Source organism: Erythrobacter donghaensis (assembly GCF_001557325.1).
Lineage (GTDB): Bacteria > Pseudomonadota > Alphaproteobacteria > Sphingomonadales > Sphingomonadaceae > Erythrobacter > Erythrobacter donghaensis_B.
Genome location: NZ_LSJS01000299.1, coordinates 1 through 16,707, shown reverse-complemented (window position 1 = coordinate 16,707; position 16,707 = coordinate 1). Strand labels below are relative to the sequence as shown.

Genomic DNA, 16,707 nt, shown 5'->3' with positions numbered 1-16,707 from the left:
ATTTGGCGTGACAAGCAGGTGGTGCGGAATTGCGGCGGGACTTCTGGCAGGCGCGGCGCCGGGCGCGGTGCTGGGGCAGGCGGCTGAAGAAGCGGATCCGCCCCCGGCCGCCGCGGCCGATGCGCAAGCACCGCAGGCAGGCGAGGCCGCAGCGCCCCCGAAGCGGGTGTTCTACGGCCCCGACGGCAAGCCGCTTCCGCCCGAGCTCGCGCAGCAGATCGAGGAGCAGCTGAAGGACCGCTTGCCACCGCCCGGCACCAGCGGCGCGCAGCCGACCGTGCGGGTTCAGACCCTCGACGGCAAGCCGCTTCCGCCCGAACTCGCCCGGAAGCTGCTCGAGCAATTCGGCGACCAGCTACCCCCCGAAGCGCGCGAGGCCGCGCAAGCGGCGGCGGGCGCGGCGGACGCAGGCGAAGGGGCGGCTGCCGCGGGCGATGCTCCGCCCAGGCCCGAAGGGATCGTCGTGTCGGGCGAGCGCCCGCGCGGGTCGGTGAACAGCGACATCCCGCCCGAGCGCAGCTTCAGCCAGCTCGATATTCGTGCCCTGGGTGCCGAGAACATCGCCGCGCTGCTCGACACCATCGCCCCGCAGACCGCCAGCAACCGCGGCCGCGGCGACGCACCGCCGGTAACGCTGCTCAACGGGCGGCGCGTGTCCGATTTCTCGGAGATCGCGCGGATCCCTTCCGAAGCGATCGAGCGGATGGAGATCTTCCCCGAAGAGCTGGCGCTGCAATACGGCTACCGGGCCGACCAGAAGGTGGTGAACATCGTCACCTTCCCGCGCTACCAGTCGAAGGTGGGGCAGATCGGCTATCTGGTTCCGGGCGAAGGCGGGCGCGAGACGGGCACCGTCAATGCCGATTATCTGCGCATCGCGGGCGACACGCGCATCGCTCTGGGGGCGACCTATTCGCGCGCCGATCAGCTGCTCGAAAGCGAACGCGACGTGGAACAGTTTGCCGGGGTGCCGGAGCTGGGCGCGGTGCGGACGCTGCTGCCCGAAAACGAACGCTTCAGCGTCAACGGCGTCCTGAGCGGCCATGTGTTCGGCGACGTCTCGGCGACCCTCAACGGCCGGGTCGATGTCTCTCGGAACGACAGTCTGCTGGGCCTCGCCGATGACCGCATCCTGCGGCGCGACAGCGACCAGACGCTGGTGCATGTCGGCACCACGATTGGCGGGCGCCTCGGTCGCTGGCAATGGACCGCGCTTGGCAATTTCGACCGGACCGAGGGCGAGGTGCTGACCGATGCGGCGGATACGCCGTCGCGGCGCGATGCGGCGTTCTCGACCGACACGCTGTTCAATGCCGATGCCCTCGCTTCGGGGCCGGTTGCGACGCTGCCTGCGGGTCCGCTGGCGGCGAGCCTGCGGATCGGAGGGGAGTTTCGCGATTTCACTGGTCGGGCGAGCTTTGGCGGTGCCGCTACGGTGGCCGACCTTTCCCGCGACCGTGGTGGCGTGCAGGCAGATGTCGCCATCCCCATTTTGAGCCGCACCGAAGAAAAGGCATCGCCGCTTGGCAATCTGACGCTCAACGCCAATTTCGCCTATGACCGGCTGTCAGACGCGGGAACGCTGTGGACCTATGGCTATGGTCTCAACTGGTCGCCCGCCAAGGCCATCAACCTCGTTTCCTCGTTCACGCGGGAAGAGGGTGCGCCCACGCTCGAGCAGTTGGGCGGACCGACGGTCATCACGCCAAACCTTCGCACCTTCGACTTCGTCCGCCGCGAGGTGGTCGACATCAACCGCGTCACTGGCGGAAACCCTGCGCTCGCCAATGACGATCGCCGCCTGTTCCGCCTCGGCGTGACGCTGCGACCGCTGGCAAAGACCGACCTCAGCATCAGCGCCGATTATGTGCGCAGCCGCACCGACAATCCCGTCGCCCCCTTTCCGATCATCACCTCGCAGATCGAGGCCGCCTTTCCGGAGCGGTTCACGCGCGATGACACGGGCCGCCTGCAGCAGATCGATGCGCGCGCGGTGAACTTCGCCTCCGCGCGCCAGCAGCAGCTGCGCTGGGGGGTCAACTTCACGCGCCCGCTGGGCAAGGTGCCCGAATTCCTGCGCGATGCGCGCGTCAAGGTGGTGACCAGCGAGGCCGAGGTGAAGCGGCTGTTCCCGAACGCCGAGCTGATCCGGGCCGAACCCGGCAGCGCGACCGCGCAAGGGGCCGCCAATCTCACCAGCCGCCTGTACGTGAGCCTCTACCACAACTGGTATCTCGAGGACGAAATCGCCTTGCGCCCCGGCGGCCCGCGGCTCGATCTGCTCGATGGCGGCGCGGTCGACTTTCTTGGCGGCAGGCGGCGGCACGAGGTCGATCTCCAGGCCGGCGCCTTCAAGGGCGGCTGGGGCGCACGGGTCACCGCCAACTGGCGGAGCGCAACCGCGGTGCGCGACCCGGCGCAACCCGCGAGCGACCTGCGCTTTGATGACTACGCGATCGTCAACCTCAACCTCTTCGCCAACCTGTCCGAGGCGGTCGGCGGCAAGAAGCCTCCCGCCTGGCTGAAGGGCACCCGCGTGTCGCTGGGGGTCACCAACCTGTTCAACACCCGCCCGCAGGTCCGCGACGCCGCGGGCGCGGTGCCGCTGAGCTACCAGCCGGCCTATTTCGATCCGCTGGGACGGGTGTTCAACCTCGGCCTGCGCAAGCTGATCTGACCGTCCTGTGCTGCCTATCTGCCATCCATTCCACCTTCCCTTGTCGTGAGGTGTTTTTCATGTGTCCCTTTGTCCTTATCGTCATCGCCCTGGCCATGGTTCTTCCTGCCCCTGCACCGGCTGCACCGCCCGAACCGGACGAAGTCGGCCGCTTCCTCGCAAGCCAGGGCTTTACGGTCCTCAAGCTCACCAAGCTGTCCACCGGTCACGAGATCATCGACGTTGAGATCAATGGCCAGCCGGGCACCTTCGTGCTCGACTCCGGCGCCGGTGCGACGGTGGTGCGGCATGATCGGCTGGCAAAGTTCGGGCTCGCGGCGGCCACGGGCGAGCAACAAGGTGCGGGTGCCGGAGGCGCCATCGCGATAACCTGGAGCGGATTGCCGAGCGTTGGAGCGCACGCACCGGATAGGTGCCCCTGCCAGGTGCCCCTCGAGAACGGCTTTGATCTCATAAGACCATGAGAAATAGAAATAATTGAAAAGTGGTCGGGGAGACAGGATGCGAGTCCACATTTCCGACCACCCGCAAAGCCCGGAAAACCGCGGGTTGCAGCACGCCGAGACCGGCGTGTGCACAGGCATGTGACATAGGACGAATCCCGCTGCAAGGGCCGAATAGGGAGAGGACAGGGTGCTGATCGGCGAACGTGAACGGGAGACGTGATTGGCCCGCTTGCATTGCTCATTCAGTCGCGAGCCAGCCGCTTCGGCGATCGATCAACGGTTGCGTCGGCTATACCCGGCTCGCGAACATTCCCTGTCCGTGATCTATCGCCCCATAGCCGCCCTAAGTGTGCCAGCTCGATGATGGCAGCGGCTCGCGCTGCCACATTGGGAAATTGTATAGCTTTGCCAACATTGCCCCAATGCAGGCGCTCTATGCGGCAGGAATGCCAAACCGCTTCGCCCTTGTCGCTTTCGCCCCTGCCATCCTGCTGACCGCGTGCGGAAGCGAGCCCACTGCGCCGACAAAGCCGCCGGTCCACAGCGAGGCAATCGCCCACGAGACCGAGCTCGTCCGCCTGAAGCTCACGCCGGAAGCGCAGAAGCGGCTCGGGATTGTCACCGAGCGGATCGGGACGGGCACCGCATCGGCCATGCGCATGACGAGCGGTGAGATCGTGATACCGGCGGGGGCTGGCGGCGCGCCGATCAACTCTGCCAGCAATCTGCAACAGCTTGGCTTGCAGCAGGTCGCAGCCGATGGGGAACTGGCGCGGGCACGCGCCCAACTGGCCTTGGCGCGCATCGCCTATGATCGTGCCTCGGCTCTGGTTGACGAGGAAGCGGGCAGCATTCGCGCACGTGACGAGGCGACGGCAGCGCTCGGTGCGGCAAAGGCTGCTGCCGATGCGGCGGCAGCCCAGCGCCGCCTGCTCGGGCCATCGGTCGCAAGCCTTAGCAATCAGCGCTACGTCTGGGTGCGGGTGCCGGTGTTCGGGAGCGATCTTGCCGGGGTGCAACAAGGTCAGTCGGCGCTGGTCTCGCCGCTTGGACAGGACGGCGCGAAACGATCGGCGCGGCCCGTCGATGCGCCGCCATCGGCGAACGCAGTCGCTGGCACCGTCGATCTCTATTTCGCGCTCGACAATCGTGATCGGGCCTACCGTGTCGGTCAGCGGGTCAGCGTCGCGCTCCCGCTCGCTGGTGGGCGAAGCGAAGGGCTGTCCGTGCCGACCTCCGCGATCCTGCGTGACATCTATGGCGGCGAATGGGTCTATGCCAAGACAGAGGCCGACACCTATGTCCGCCAGCGGATCGAGGTTGCTGCAACCGAAGGTGGCCGCGCGATTCTGTCGCGGGGCCTTCGTCCCGGAACGCTGGTGGTCACAGCGGGTGCTGCCGAACTGTTCGGCACCGAGTTCGGGGTCGCACACTGATGCTGGCCTGGCTGGTTCGCTCGGCGCTCAAGCAGCGCGTGCTGGTGATCGCAATGGCGGCGCTCTTGGTGGTGCTTGGCCTGCGCGCGTCTGCCGATGTGCCGCTTGATGTCTTCCCCGAGTTCGCTCCGCCCATTGTCGAGATCCAGACCGAAGCACCGGGCCTGTCGACCGAGGAAGTCGAGAGCCTGATCACGGTGCCGATCGAGACTGCGGTCAATGGCGTGCCCGATCTGGCAACTCTGCGCTCGAAATCGGTGCTGGGCCTCTCCTCGGTGACGATCCTGTTCGAGCGCGGCACCGATGTGATCCGCGCCCGCCAGCTGGTGCAGGAGCGTGTGGCGCAAGTGCAGGCGCGGCTGCCTGCCGCTGCCCGCCCGCCTGTGATGCTGCCGCCGCTGTCGTCCACGAGCCGGGCGATGAAGATCGGCATCTCGTCCAAGAAGCTCGACCAGATGCAGCTGTCCGAGCTGGTTCGTTGGACGATCCGGCCCAAGCTGATGTCAGTGCCGGGCGTCGCGAATGTCGCCGTCTGGGGCTACCGTGACCGGCAGTTGCAGGTGCTGGCCGATCCCGACCGGCTGCAAGCCTCGGGCGTAACGCTGGCTGAACTACGCGCGGCTACCGGGGATGCGGTGTTGGTAGGCGGCGGCGGCTTTGTCGATACGCCCAACCAGCGGCTACCCGTTCAGCAGGCGGGCGCGATCCAGTCCGCCGAGGATCTTTCCCGCACGGTCATAAAGATCGCAGGCGATGCGCCGGTGCGGGTGGGGGATGTCGCGCGGGTGACCGATGGCTTTGCAGCCCCCATCGGCAATGCGATCATCGACGACGGCCCGGGCATCATGCTGATCGTCGAGAAGCAGCCCACCGGCAACACGCTCCAGCTGACTCACGACGTCGAGGCGGCGGTCGAAGAGCTGCGGCCCGGCCTCAAGGATGTGAAGATCGACACCACGATCTTCCGCCCGGCAACCTTCATCGAGAAGTCGATCGATAACCTCACCCGCGCGCTGATGATCGGCTGCCTGCTGGTGGCGCTCGTGCTGTTCGCCTTTACCCGCGACTGGCGGCAGGCGACGATCAGCCTTGTCGCGATCCCGCTGTCACTGCTGGCGGCGGGCCTCGTGCTGCTGTGGAGCGGGGCGACGATCAACACGATGGTGATCGCCGGTCTGGTTATCGCGCTTGGCGAGGTGGTCGATGATGCGATCATCGATGTCGAGAACATCGCTCGCCGTCTCCGCCTGAACCGTGAGGCGGGCAATCCGCGCTCGGCCTTTGCCGTGGTGCTCTCAGCCTCGCTCGAAGTGCGCACGGCTGTGGTCTTCGCCTCGCTGATCGTCATGCTGGTGTTCCTGCCGATCTTCTTCCTTGGCGGGGTGGCGGGGACGTTCTTCCGGCCCCTCGCCATCGCCTATGTGCTGGCGATTGCCGCCTCGCTGCTGGTCGCGCTGGTGGTGACGCCTGCGATGTGCCTGATGCTGCTCCCCAATGCGCCGATGAAGGAGCATCGCGACACGCGCTTTGTCGCCTCGCTCAAGCAGCGCTATCTCGGCGTCCTGCCCCGGCTGATCGACCGGCCACGGCTTGCCATGGGCATCGTCGCGGGCGGCCTGCTGCTTTCCGGCGTGGGCTATCTGGGATTCAAGGATCAGTTCCTGCCCGACTTCCGCGAGACCGACTTCCTAATGCATTTCGTCGAGAAGCCGGGTGTGGGCATCGATGCGATGGACCGCATCACCATCCGCGCCTCGAAGGAACTGCGCGCAATCCCCGGCGTGCGCAACTTTGGTGCGCATATCGGGCGTGCCGAGGCGGCCGACGAAGTGGTCGGCCCGAACTTCACCGAGCTATGGATCAGCCTTGATGATGAGGCCGACTACGACGCCAGCGTCGCCCGCATCAAGGAAGTGGTCGAAGGCTATCCCGGCCTTTACCGCGATGTGCTCACCTATCTGCGCGAACGCATCAAGGAGGTGCTCTCGGGCGCGGGCGCGACCGTGGTGGTGCGGATTTACGGCCCCGACCAGGACGAGCTGCGCGCCGCAGCCGAGCGGGTGCGCGGCAAGGTCGCCCGCATCCCCGGTGTGACCGACCTCAAGGTCGAACAACAGGTGCTCGTGCCGCAGATCCAGATCCGCCCGCGTGCGGCTGATCTGGTCACGCTGGGCCTCACACCGGGCGAGGTGCGGCGACAGGCGCAGACTCTCGTGGCGGGCGAGAAGCTGGGCGAAATCTACCGCGACCAGAAGGCTTTCGATGTCGCATTGTGGGGCGAGCCTGAAATCCGCGGTGATCAGCACGCGCTTGCCGATCTGATGATCCAGACCCCGGTCGGCGCGCCCGTCCGCCTGCGCGACGTCGCCGATGTGGTGATCGTGCCCGCGCCCAACGAGATCAAACGCGAGGATGGCCAGCGCCGTCTTGATGTCACGCTCAACATCGCCAGCGATGCCGATCTCGGTGCCGTGGCGCGCGGTGTCGAGGCGGCGGTGGGCGAGGTGCCCTTTGCGACCGGCTACCACCCCGAGATTCTCGGCGAGTATGCCGCGCTCAAGGAATCGCGTTCGCGGCTGTGGACGGTGGGCCTTGCCTGCCTCCTTGGCATCCTGCTGCTCGTCTGGCTGGAGTTCCGTTCCGCACGGATCACGGCGCTGGTGGGCCTCAGCCTGCCCTTTGCGCTGGTCGGCGGGGTCATCGGGGTCGCGCTCACTGGCGGGGTTCTGTCGCTGGGATCGCTGGTCGGCTTCGTCACCGTGATCGGGATTTCGGCGCGCAACGGGATCATGCTGCTCTCGCATTATGACCACCTGCGCCGGTTCGAGGGCGAGGCGTTCGGCCCGGCCCTGATCCTTCGCGGCGCACAGGAGCGTCTGGTGCCGATCCTGATGACCGCGCTGTGCGCAGGGCTTGCGCTGGTGCCGCTGGTGATCGCGGGTGACAAGCCAGGCCACGAGATCGAGCATCCCATGGCGATCGTCATCCTCGGCGGCTTGATCTCGTCGACTGCGCTCAACCTGTTCCTGATGCCCGCGCTCTATGCCCGCTTCGGCAAGGAACGCCCGGAGCCCGAGCCCGAGCTGGCGGAGGCGGTGGCATGAAGCGCTTTCTCCCACTCGCGGCGCTGATGGTGACCGCGTGTGCAACCATGCCCCCACCTGCGGCTACCAACGTCGATCCCGCGCTCGCTGCCGGGCCGTTCGCGAGCCTCCCAGTTGCCTCGATCGAGCCGGTGCCCGACAATTGGTGGCGGCTCTACGATGATCCTGTGCTTGACCGCTTGGTTGAAGCCAGCCTTGCGGCCAATGCCGATCTCAGGGTGGCCTATGCCAATCTCGATGGCGCACGTGCGGCGCTGCGTCAGGCGCAAGCCGCCCGGCTGCCTCAGACCACGATCGAGAGCAGTCTCGGTATCGACAATCCCGCCAATCAGCCGAGCGCATCGGGTAATGTGCTGACCACCGACTATGATCTGGCGGTGACCGCAAGCTGGGATGCGGACCTGTTCGGACGTCTCCGTTCGGGTGCTCTGGCCGCACGTGCCGATGCGGAAGCACAGGCCGCTGCGCTCGATGGGGTAAAGGTCGCGGTCGTCGCCGATACGGTTCTGGCCTATGTCGATCTGTGCGGCGCAACCCGCAGCCTTGCCGTCGTGCAAGAACAGGTCGTGCTTCAGGACCGCGCGCTGACCATCACCCGAAGCCAGCTGGCAGCAGGCGAGGTCTCCCCGCTGGAAGTGTCGCAGGCCGCCAACCTTGTCGCCGCGACCAAGGCGACCATCGCACCGCTGGAAGCAGCGCAGGCCAATGCGCGCTATCGCCTCGCCACGCTCGCAGGACGCCCGGCAAGCGAAGCCCGCACCAATCCCGTCGTTTGCGCAGCGCCGCCGAAACTGCGCACTGCGGCTCCCGTCGGCGATGGCACGTCTTTGCTACTGCGCCGCCCTGACATCCGCGAGGCCGAACGCCGCCTTGCTGCCGCCACTGCGCGGATCGGCGTGGCGCGTGCAGATCTCTACCCCCGCATCAACCTTGGCGGGGCGCTGGGCCTGTTGAGCGGGGGGCTGGTTGCAACGGGTTCGCCTCTGGTGAGTTGGGCGTTTCCCAATCAGGCCCCGGCCCGCGCGCGGATCGAACAGGCAGAGGCTACCGAGCGGGCAGCGCTGGCCGGATGGGATGTCGCCGTCCTCCGTGCGCTGCGCGAAGTCGAGTCCGCGCTTGCGGCCTATGATGGCGAAGTGCGCCGCAACCGGGCGCTCACCGAGGCCCGCGACGAAGGACGCCTCTACGCCCGCCGCGCCGAGGCTCGCGTCCGGCTTGGGGATGCGGCACCGCTGCTACGGATCGATGCCGACCGCACGCTTGCACAGGCCGAACTGTCGCTCGCACAGTCCGAACTCGCCGTTGCGCAGGCGCAGGTAGCGCTTTTTCGCGCGCTTGGCGGTGGCTGGCGCAGCGGCGGTGAGCCGCTAGAATGACCGCATGAGAATCCTGATCGTCGAGGACGATGCCGATACCAACCAGTTCATCGCCCGCGGCCTGGCCGAGCTGGGCCATCAGGTGGTGACCAGCAGCGACGGGCGCGACGGGCTGTTCCACGCGACCGATGGCGGCTTTGATGCGATGGTGGTCGACCGGATGCTGCCGGGGCTAGATGGCCTCGCTTTGGTCAAGGCCCTCCGCGCTGCCGGAAACATGACCCCGGTGCTGATGCTCACCGCCGTCAGCGGGATTGCCGACCGGGTCGAAGGGCTCGAAAGCGGCGCGGATGATTATCTGGTGAAGCCCTTTGCCTTTACCGAGCTGGCGGCCCGCCTCCATGCGCTGGGGCGTCGGCCATCAGCGGCAGCGGAGCCTGCGCGGTTGACGGCAGGTGACATCGTGCTCGATCTGCATCGCCGCACTGTCACGCGCGCAGACCGCAAGATTGCGCTCCAGCCCCGCGAGTTCACCCTTCTGGCCGAACTGATGCGCAACCCTGGCCGGATCATGACCCGGACCATGCTGCTCGAACGGGTGTGGGATTTCGACTTCGACCCAAAGACCAACATCGTCGAAACCCATCTCAGCCGTTTGCGCTCCAAGCTCAATGCCGGGTTCGACAGCGACCCGATCGAAACCGTGCGCGGCGCGGGCTATCTCATCAGGGACGGCGGATGAAGCGCTGGTGGCGTGGCACGTTCGGCTTGGTGGCAGCGGTCGCTCTCGGCTTTGCGCTCGCAACGCTGGTGATCGGTGCGGTCGCGTTCGAAACCACCCACGAGGCGCTCGAATTGCAACTCGATCACCGCATCGCCATCGAGACGCAGGCGCTGATCGACGAAGGGCAGGACGGGCATGAGGGCGTGGCTGCCGCCATTCGTCGGCGCGAGGCGGCAAGCAGCACGGCAAGCCTCGGCTATCGGCTCGTCGATGCCCAAAACAGACCCGTAGCCGGATCGCTCGATGCAATTGTCCCGCCAAAGCCCGGCTATGTCGAACTGCTGCCTTACAAGGCGAACGGCGAGGAGCGGATCGCGCAGTCGCTGACCACAGCCCTGCCGGGCGGCTATCGGCTGCTTGTTGGAGCGGATCGCGCCGCCATCGATGAAATGGACAACCGCTTTATCGTGCTGTTCCTGGGCGCCTTCGGAGCAATGCTGTTGCTCGGCATCGGTGCCGCCTGGCTGGTCGGCATCGTCACACGCCGCCGCCTTGCCCGCATTGATCACACGGCTGCTGCGATTATCGCTGGCGATCTCTCGCGGCGCGTGCCCCTGACCGGAAGCGGCGACGAGTTTGACGGTGTAGCCACGACGCTCAACCGGATGCTCGACCGCATCGCCGGACTGATGGAGAACCTGCGCCAGGTATCCAGCGATGTCGCCCACGACCTGCGCACGCCGCTCACGCGCCTGCAAAACCGGCTCGACGAGGCCTTGCGCGAGCGCAACCCCGAGCTGCAACGCGAGGCGATCGAAGCGGCGGCAAGCGAAGCCGGTGAGCTGCTGGAGGTCTTTTCGGCCCTGCTGCGGATTGCAGAAGTCGAAGGCATGGCCGCCCGCGCACACTTCCAGACGGTCGACCTCAGTGCCGTCGTGTCCGACGTGGCGGAGGCGTTTCGGCCCTCAATGGAGAGCAGCGGCCACCAGCTTGTAACCAGCATTGCGCCGGGCCTCTCCATACCCGGCGATCGCAGACTGCTGCAACAGATGCTCACGAACTTGCTCGACAACGCCGCGCAGCACACGCCGCAGGGAACGACCGTTCACATCGCCCTCAATACCACCCATCACGGCATCAGGCTCGCCGTCTCTGATAATGGTCCGGGCGTGACCGAGAATGAGGCACCCGAACTCTTCAACCGCTTCGCGCGGGTCGATCGCAGCCGATCAACGCCGGGTCACGGTCTGGGGCTGGCCATGGTTGCGGCAATCGTTGCGGCGCATTCTGGCAGAGCCGCCATTGCTCCTCGGCCGGGCTTTGGTGTGCACATCGAGTTATGATCTTAGTCGGCAGGGTCACTACTTGCTGCCGTTCGCCTTTCCACCCACACCCGGTCATCCCGCCTGCCTCGCTGCAACGCGAGAACCGGACATTAGCGGCGAAAGGTCAAGGGGCTGGACGGTATGGCGGAGGCCAAATTGCGCAAGCCTCTGCCTACCAGTGCTATATCCTAGCCTGAAATCCCCCCGTTGCTCTGTCCGGCAAGCGCTGCAAATGCAGCGTCGACGATCGCCTTGTCTTGATCACACGCCTTCTGAAACTCGGGTGCCTTGGCAGGAAACAACTTTTCCAGTTCGAGATAGCGATCTTGTAGACGCTGCTCCGCAGCGTCGAGCGCTTTGCCGGTATCGAGAGCCTTTTGACGCAACTGGAACATCCTGAAGACCCATTCCGGCGCGCCGCGTAATTCGACGATTTTCGGCTCTCCTTCCGGTAGAGACGAGGGGAATATCTCCAGCCTGCTGTCCGCCACACGGGCATGGTGGTCACTTTTGATCACCGTATCCAGCAGTGCAACTGACTGATAAAGGGCGTTGTTACGCTGCTTGAAATCATCCCTCTCACTTTGCAGCTTTGCCTTCTCGGCTTCCAGCTCCGTCTTTTCCTTGCGAAGCCGTTCGGCATCCATTTTCAACGTCCTCCGCTCTGCTTCGAGGGCAGCCTTGTCAGCTTCTATGGCTTTCAAAGCGGCCTGTTCGGAGGACAATTCCGATTTGATGCGCTCGAGATCGGCTACTTTCTCCGTGGCTGCAGTCACCGCCGCATCACGCCTAGCTTCGGCTGCCTCAGCGTTTTCCAACGCGAGGCTTTCTTTCTGGGTCGCTTCGCTAACGCGGATCCGAACACGTTCGAGGTCATCGTTTGCTGCCGAAAGATCAAGTTGCGTCTGGGCAAGGTTAGCCGATGCCGCTTTTGCAAGCGCCTCGGCTGCATTAGCCTTGCGCTCCCGCTCCGCTGCCGCTGCTGCGGCGGCCTTATAGGCATTCTCCTTCTCGACGGCGACGGCGATCCGGTGGTCTGCCGTAGAAGTTTTATTGATCGCGATCTGCTCCGCCGACTTTGCATTGGTGACGCGTTGCACCAACGCCTGACGCATACGTTGTACGCGTTTGGCAATCGCGTTCCGCTGCTCACGGATGCGAATGGCGTGCCGCATCGCAATGGCTAGCCAGCCAGGTAGCGGTGCGGCCATGGCTGGGCGCTCCTCTTCGGACAGCAGAGCGTCAGCGATCTTGGGCTTTCCAACAGCGGCGTCCCATCCAGCATCCAGTTTACCGGTCAGGACACGTCCAAATACCTTGATCTGAGCGATGCTAGTTTGAACGTCACGTTCGCGAGCCGTGATCGACGCCTCTTTCTGGTCCAGCTGGGCCGCGCGGGTGAGGGCGGCCTGATTTTCGCCATTGAGGCGTTCTTTTTCGGCCTCCTGCTGCGCAGCTATCCCGGCCAGTTCCTGCTCGCGACTTTCGATCTGCGCCGCCCGCTGCGCGGCTTCTGCGTCTCGCGTCGCTGCGGCAACCTCTCGCTTCTCGAGTTTTGCTTTCCTGTTTTCTAGGCCAATAACTGAAGACTCATGCACGATTTGGCGCCGGGCTAGGTCTGCCTCCCTCTTCTTGAAGGCCTCTTCGCGGACGCGGAATTCCTCGGTCTGGGCAAAGTGCTCGAGCTGGGCATTGTGGAATTCCTGCTTCGCGGCTTCGAGCTTGCCGAAGCCTTCCGCAAGCTGCTGGTTGTAGAATTCGAGCGCTTGGCGTTCTTCGGCTAATCGGGCCGCTTCTGCATCAAGCTCCCGCTGCCGCCGAAACAGCTCCCGCTCTTCCTTCTGCAGCTTGAGCTTGTATACCTTCAGCGTGGTGTGCCGGATTTCAAGGCCGCGCGTATCTTGACCGCGTTCGAGGCCAAGATGGGCGACATAGCCATGATATTCGGTCTGTAGGTCGGCCAACCTGTCGCGATGCCCGCCGAACATTTCGTGGAAGGACAGACGCCAGACCTTCGGTGCCTGGGCCTCTTCCTTCGCGCGGCGGGCAATGCCTTCTGGCGTGCTGGGCTTTCGTCCCTTTGTTTTCATGATGGCGGAGTAGAGCGGCAACCCCACGAACTGCACATGCGGCGTGCTTTCATCAAGGTGGGGCGTGAACGAGATCAGGCCATCACCGAACTTGTCGTTGGCAAATTTCCACTGAGCCTTGAGCCACTCCGTCTTTTGTTCGGTGGACGCGTTCGCCCACCATTCTGGTGACGCCGTGACCAGAACCTCAACGGCAAGGATTTTCCCTTTTTCCCAGACTGCACCCTTCTTCTGCAGCACCCTTTGTGCCCGCTCGCACATGGTCCCGGGCAGATCTATCCAGTCGATAGGGGTTGGCGCGCCATCAACCGTGCCGGCGGGAATCTTGCGGGTGTTGTGCCCGTCAACGGCTTTCAGCACCTTGTAGTTATGGATCTTGCTGATCCGCATAATGGCATGGTGGGGACGATCAGCCATGTCTGACGCCTCCTATGCAATGTATGTGCCCGGCACGCTCATCGAGGTGCAGTGCGGACGTTACACCTCGGGAGCCGAGCAGGGCCTCCACATAACTGCGCGACGCTTCGTGCCATCCCTGCTTCTGTTCGGCGGACGCGTACGCCAACAATTGCATCGTGGCGCCAAGGTCGGGATCTGCTACACATGAAATGCAGGCATGGGGCGGGCGGGTTGCGATAGCATGGTGCACCTCCGGATTGGCGATGGGTGCAATGCTGTTGATGTGCGAGATGTTGGAAGTCGAAGGCTGGATCATGGCGAACGTGTTCTCCGGACAGGTTTGGCTAAGATATTGATTTAACGTAACACTCACTCCGGGGTAATTCTGCGAATTACCCCCCGCTCGTCGCCATGACGGTGCATGGCGAAGGGGTGCCCCTCCTGCCTTTCGGCCCGGGGCAGCGGCGGCCAAATGGCCGCCGCAGGTCGGATCGAACTCAGGCTGTGCCATTCGCCGATCCTCCGGTAGTGTCGCTCTCGCCCTTCGCGGGCTGTGTCGGTTCGAACGGCAAGGCACCCTGCTGGGCGCCGCCGTTCGACCGAGAGAGCGACGTGTTGGTGTTTTCGGTGGAGCTGCGAACGGTCGGCACAGGTGCCGAGCGGCTCGCCTCCAGCTCGCCGCCGGTCTCCGGCGGCTTCGGACTGTCGTCCTCATCGGCGGAGCCCATAAATCGGGGCACGGCTATCTCTGCGGCAGCCCGTGCCAGCGCATCGATCTCGTCCTCCGAACGCGTCCGGTCCGCGGCGGGCGGGGCCGCCGTGGTTGACGCTTTCGGGCCCTCGTCGGTCGGTGTCGGGTGCGGCACCGTGGACGAGGGCGGCTGAGCCTTGCCAGCATCGAACTGAGCCGCCGAACGCGTTTGGTCCGCAGCAGCTGGTGCTGTTGCGGTAAACGCGCTCGCCATCTCGTCTGTCGGCGACGGTGCCGTCGCCGTGGACGAGATCTGTTGATCGCAAGCCGGTGGCTGATTGCTCAGCCGGGCTTGCTTGGACAATTCAACGGGCAGTTCGGCGTCGGTCGATTGTGCTTGCGAAGTATCCTCGATGTCGTCTGCGCGATCATCGGCGCTGACATCTTCGATCTCGTCGGCCACTGCCCCGAGTGACGTGAGCTGACGCAGCGCCTGGTCGACCATCGCTTCGACGATCGCGGTGTTTGCCACAAGCTGCTGCTTCAGCCCAAGCAGGGTGGGCACAATGCCCGACCCTTGCAGTCTCTCGCTTTGCCACCGCTTGATATAATGCAGGTAGGTCTCGAGGCTTCCCTCGCCGCCGGAGACAGCTTTCAGGTCGCGGGTCGAGAGAACCTTCGCGGTTTTGTTGAAGTGGGTATCAAGGTGCATTTTGGCCACTCCATAGGGTGGCGCTTTAGGTGTTGGTTTCATGTTCAATTCTCGCCGCTGCGAGATCGACGTCGACGTGCCGCCCTGTCAGCAGGGCACCAGCAAAGGCCGTCAGCGCCGTTCCCGGCGTTGAAAGGAGCGGGTCCGCATTGGCGCGTCCCGCAGTTCAAGCTGACGCTTGAGACTTACGGCGCAGACCAGCTCTGCGGAGGCCGACTGAGCTGCCGTAAGATCGCCATCGAATTGCAGCGGCTGATGTGCCGCATGATGTGGGCACGGGCGCGTGTCCACTGCGTCAGCGCCGCAATCATCGCCCCTAAGGCAATGGATGCTCCTGCAAACCACCATGCGCTACCGAACATCGCCTGAGCGAACGCAGGATCGCCTTCAGCGACTCTATTCAGTAGGGGTGTGGATACCATTGCTTGACTTCCAATAAAGACGTTCAATGCCTTTATAGGACGTCACCAGAAGTTCACCCAAGGGTTCGATGAAAAATAATTCAGCGACTTTTATTATCGCAATTTCATTCAAGCAACTCAGCTCTGCGCGATGATGTCAAACTTACACCGCGAATGTGTGACCCAATGCATCACTCATGCCGCTGATTTGGTAAAAGCTTCCCTTTTTGAACCTCGGCCAGTGAGGCCGGCTGGAGAAGGGAAAAGTGGCCCTTCGGCCGACCTCGCAATGACGAGGTAAATATATGAATAAATTAATGAATAACAACAGCAGGCATACCGCCGCGGGTGGCGAACAGGAGGTGCGTATCCTTCGCCCCATCGCTCGCCTGGATGAGTGGCCGCGAATAGGCGATCCAGCGAGCCCCGGCCCCATAATCGCTGTGATCGACGTCGAAACAGAGGGCCTTGATCCAGAAACGGATCGAGTGATCGAGATCGCGGCCGCACTCGTGCAAAGCTACGCCGAGGGGCGGATTACCTCAATCGTCGGCAAGGCATACGGCCTGCAGGATCCCGGCCGCCCGTTGACGCCGAAGATTGCGGTGTTGACCGGACTGTCGGACGCAAAGCTCGAGGGACAGGCAATCGACATCGGCAAAGTGACTGCCGTCATCGCCCGGGCTGATGCGATCCTTGCCCATGGCGCCCAGTTCGATGCCGGGTTCGTGCGCCGACTGCTGCCGGGCGTCGCCCACCTCCCGTGGGTATGCAGCCTCAACGACATCGATTGGCGCGGACATGGCTTCGACGGAAGGTCACTCGGTCACTTGCTGATGCAGCAATCGCTCTTCGCCAGAAAGGCACACACTGCCGGCGACGATGTCACCGCGACTATCAATCTGCTCGCCACCGTTTTGCCGAATGGCCGCACGGTGCTCGCGGAGGCGCTGGCCAACGCGCAGGTGACCACCATCCGGATCGATGTCGAGGGAGAAACCTTCGATGCGAAGGCCGATCTCAAGCGCCGAGGCTACCGCTTCGACTGGAGCCGAAAGCTATGGTCGTCCGAGGTCGGCGAACTCGAGGCGGACTACGAGGAAAGCTGGATCACCCGGCATTATCCCCGCCTGCGGGTGAGGCGCACGCTGATTACCTGGCATGAGCGATACTGTTGATCCTGCGTGACGGGGCGGCCTTGCTGGCCGGCTAGTCCTGAGAAACGGGGCGGTGCGCCAAGCACCGCCCCGTCCCTGTTCTGACAAATGAAAATGAGCCTCTTTGAAAAGGGAAAAGGAGGGGCTTGGGCCTGCGCGGCATCAGCGCAGGCCGCCATACAACCAAAAAAGGAATGAAATATGATTGACTTGAACCTCGGCGGGGCCT

General features: G+C 64.3%; 11 protein-coding genes. 9 read left to right on the top strand and 2 right to left on the bottom strand.

Annotated elements, in window-relative coordinates; genetic code table 11:
• Positions 1-7 precede the first annotated feature (7 nt).
• The 7 genes from AX692_RS17110 to AX692_RS17080 all read left to right on the top strand — a co-directional run bounded on the left by AX692_RS17110 (position 8) and on the right by AX692_RS17080 (position 11,046).
• Complete coding sequence (locus AX692_RS17110; RefSeq protein WP_155644905.1) at positions 8-2,677, top strand: TonB-dependent receptor; 2,670 nt, start codon at positions 8-10, stop codon at positions 2,675-2,677.
• A gap of 95 nt (positions 2,678-2,772) precedes the next feature.
• Positions 2,773-3,141, top strand: coding sequence for an aspartyl protease family protein (locus tag AX692_RS17105; protein ID WP_196491819.1), 369 nt, complete (start codon positions 2,773-2,775; stop codon positions 3,139-3,141).
• Positions 3,142-3,569: 428 nt separating this feature from the next.
• Positions 3,570-4,559 (top strand): efflux RND transporter periplasmic adaptor subunit, encoded by a 990-nt coding sequence (locus AX692_RS17100; protein ID WP_073973538.1) that lies wholly within the window; start codon positions 3,570-3,572, stop codon positions 4,557-4,559.
• Positions 4,559-7,663 (top strand): efflux RND transporter permease subunit, encoded by a 3,105-nt coding sequence (locus AX692_RS17095; RefSeq protein ID WP_073973527.1) that lies wholly within the window; start codon positions 4,559-4,561, stop codon positions 7,661-7,663. Before AX692_RS17100 ends, AX692_RS17095 begins: the two co-directional genes overlap by 1 nt.
• Positions 7,660-9,039 carry an efflux transporter outer membrane subunit gene (locus AX692_RS17090; RefSeq protein ID WP_073973526.1) on the top strand — a complete coding sequence of 460 codons (1,380 nt, stop codon included), beginning with the start codon at positions 7,660-7,662 and terminating at the stop codon, positions 9,037-9,039. The genes AX692_RS17095 and AX692_RS17090 overlap by 4 nt, the downstream gene beginning before the upstream one ends.
• Before the next feature lie 4 nt (positions 9,040-9,043).
• A complete protein-coding gene (locus AX692_RS17085; RefSeq protein ID WP_073973525.1) occupies positions 9,044-9,721 on the top strand; it encodes a response regulator transcription factor in 678 nt (225 codons plus the stop codon).
• A complete protein-coding gene (locus tag AX692_RS17080; RefSeq protein ID WP_073973524.1) occupies positions 9,718-11,046 on the top strand; it encodes a HAMP domain-containing sensor histidine kinase in 1,329 nt (442 codons plus the stop codon). The genes AX692_RS17085 and AX692_RS17080 overlap by 4 nt, the downstream gene beginning before the upstream one ends.
• 170 nt (positions 11,047-11,216) lie before the next feature.
• Here AX692_RS17080 and AX692_RS17075 read toward each other — a convergent pair whose 3' ends face one another.
• The gene (locus AX692_RS17075) at positions 11,217-13,535 is read right to left on the bottom strand and encodes a plasmid recombination protein (protein ID WP_073973523.1); all 2,319 of its coding nucleotides are present in this window, start codon (positions 13,533-13,535) and stop codon (positions 11,217-11,219) included.
• Between AX692_RS17075 and AX692_RS20345 the strand changes: the two genes are divergently transcribed.
• The gene (locus AX692_RS20345; protein WP_073973522.1) at positions 13,534-13,725 is read left to right on the top strand and encodes a hypothetical protein; all 192 of its coding nucleotides are present in this window, start codon (positions 13,534-13,536) and stop codon (positions 13,723-13,725) included. The two genes, AX692_RS17075 and AX692_RS20345, sit on opposite strands and share 2 nt — an antisense overlap.
• A gap of 289 nt (positions 13,726-14,014) precedes the next feature.
• Here the strand turns inward: AX692_RS20345 and AX692_RS17065 are convergent, their stop codons facing one another.
• Positions 14,015-14,920 carry a hypothetical protein gene (locus AX692_RS17065; RefSeq protein ID WP_073980904.1) on the bottom strand — a complete coding sequence of 302 codons (906 nt, stop codon included), beginning with the start codon at positions 14,918-14,920 and terminating at the stop codon, positions 14,015-14,017.
• 844 nt (positions 14,921-15,764) lie between these two features.
• On the opposite strand from AX692_RS17065, the gene AX692_RS17055 reads away from it, so the two are divergent.
• On the top strand, positions 15,765-16,499 hold the full coding sequence (locus AX692_RS17055) for an exonuclease domain-containing protein (RefSeq protein WP_196490197.1): 735 nt from the start codon (positions 15,765-15,767) through the stop codon (positions 16,497-16,499).
• The last annotated feature ends 208 nt before the right edge of the window (positions 16,500-16,707 follow it).

Excerpts from the sequence above, each read along its gene's own strand:
- AX692_RS20345 (WP_073973522.1), top strand. The coding sequence starts at position 13,534 with ATGTCTGACGCCTCCTATGCAATGTATGTGCCCGGCACGCTCATCGAG.
- AX692_RS17105 (WP_196491819.1), top strand. The coding sequence starts at position 2,773 with ATGGTTCTTCCTGCCCCTGCACCGGCTGCACCGCCCGAACCGGACGAA.
- AX692_RS17080 (WP_073973524.1), top strand. The coding sequence starts at position 9,718 with ATGAAGCGCTGGTGGCGTGGCACGTTCGGCTTGGTGGCAGCGGTCGCT.
- AX692_RS17100 (WP_073973538.1), top strand. The coding sequence starts at position 3,570 with ATGCCAAACCGCTTCGCCCTTGTCGCTTTCGCCCCTGCCATCCTGCTG.
- AX692_RS17090 (WP_073973526.1), top strand. The coding sequence starts at position 7,660 with ATGAAGCGCTTTCTCCCACTCGCGGCGCTGATGGTGACCGCGTGTGCA.
- AX692_RS17095 (WP_073973527.1), top strand. The coding sequence starts at position 4,559 with ATGCTGGCCTGGCTGGTTCGCTCGGCGCTCAAGCAGCGCGTGCTGGTG.
- AX692_RS17085 (WP_073973525.1), top strand. The coding sequence starts at position 9,044 with ATGAGAATCCTGATCGTCGAGGACGATGCCGATACCAACCAGTTCATC.
- AX692_RS17065 (WP_073980904.1), bottom strand. The coding sequence starts at position 14,920 with ATGCACCTTGATACCCACTTCAACAAAACCGCGAAGGTTCTCTCGACC.
- AX692_RS17075 (WP_073973523.1), bottom strand. The coding sequence starts at position 13,535 with ATGGCTGATCGTCCCCACCATGCCATTATGCGGATCAGCAAGATCCAT.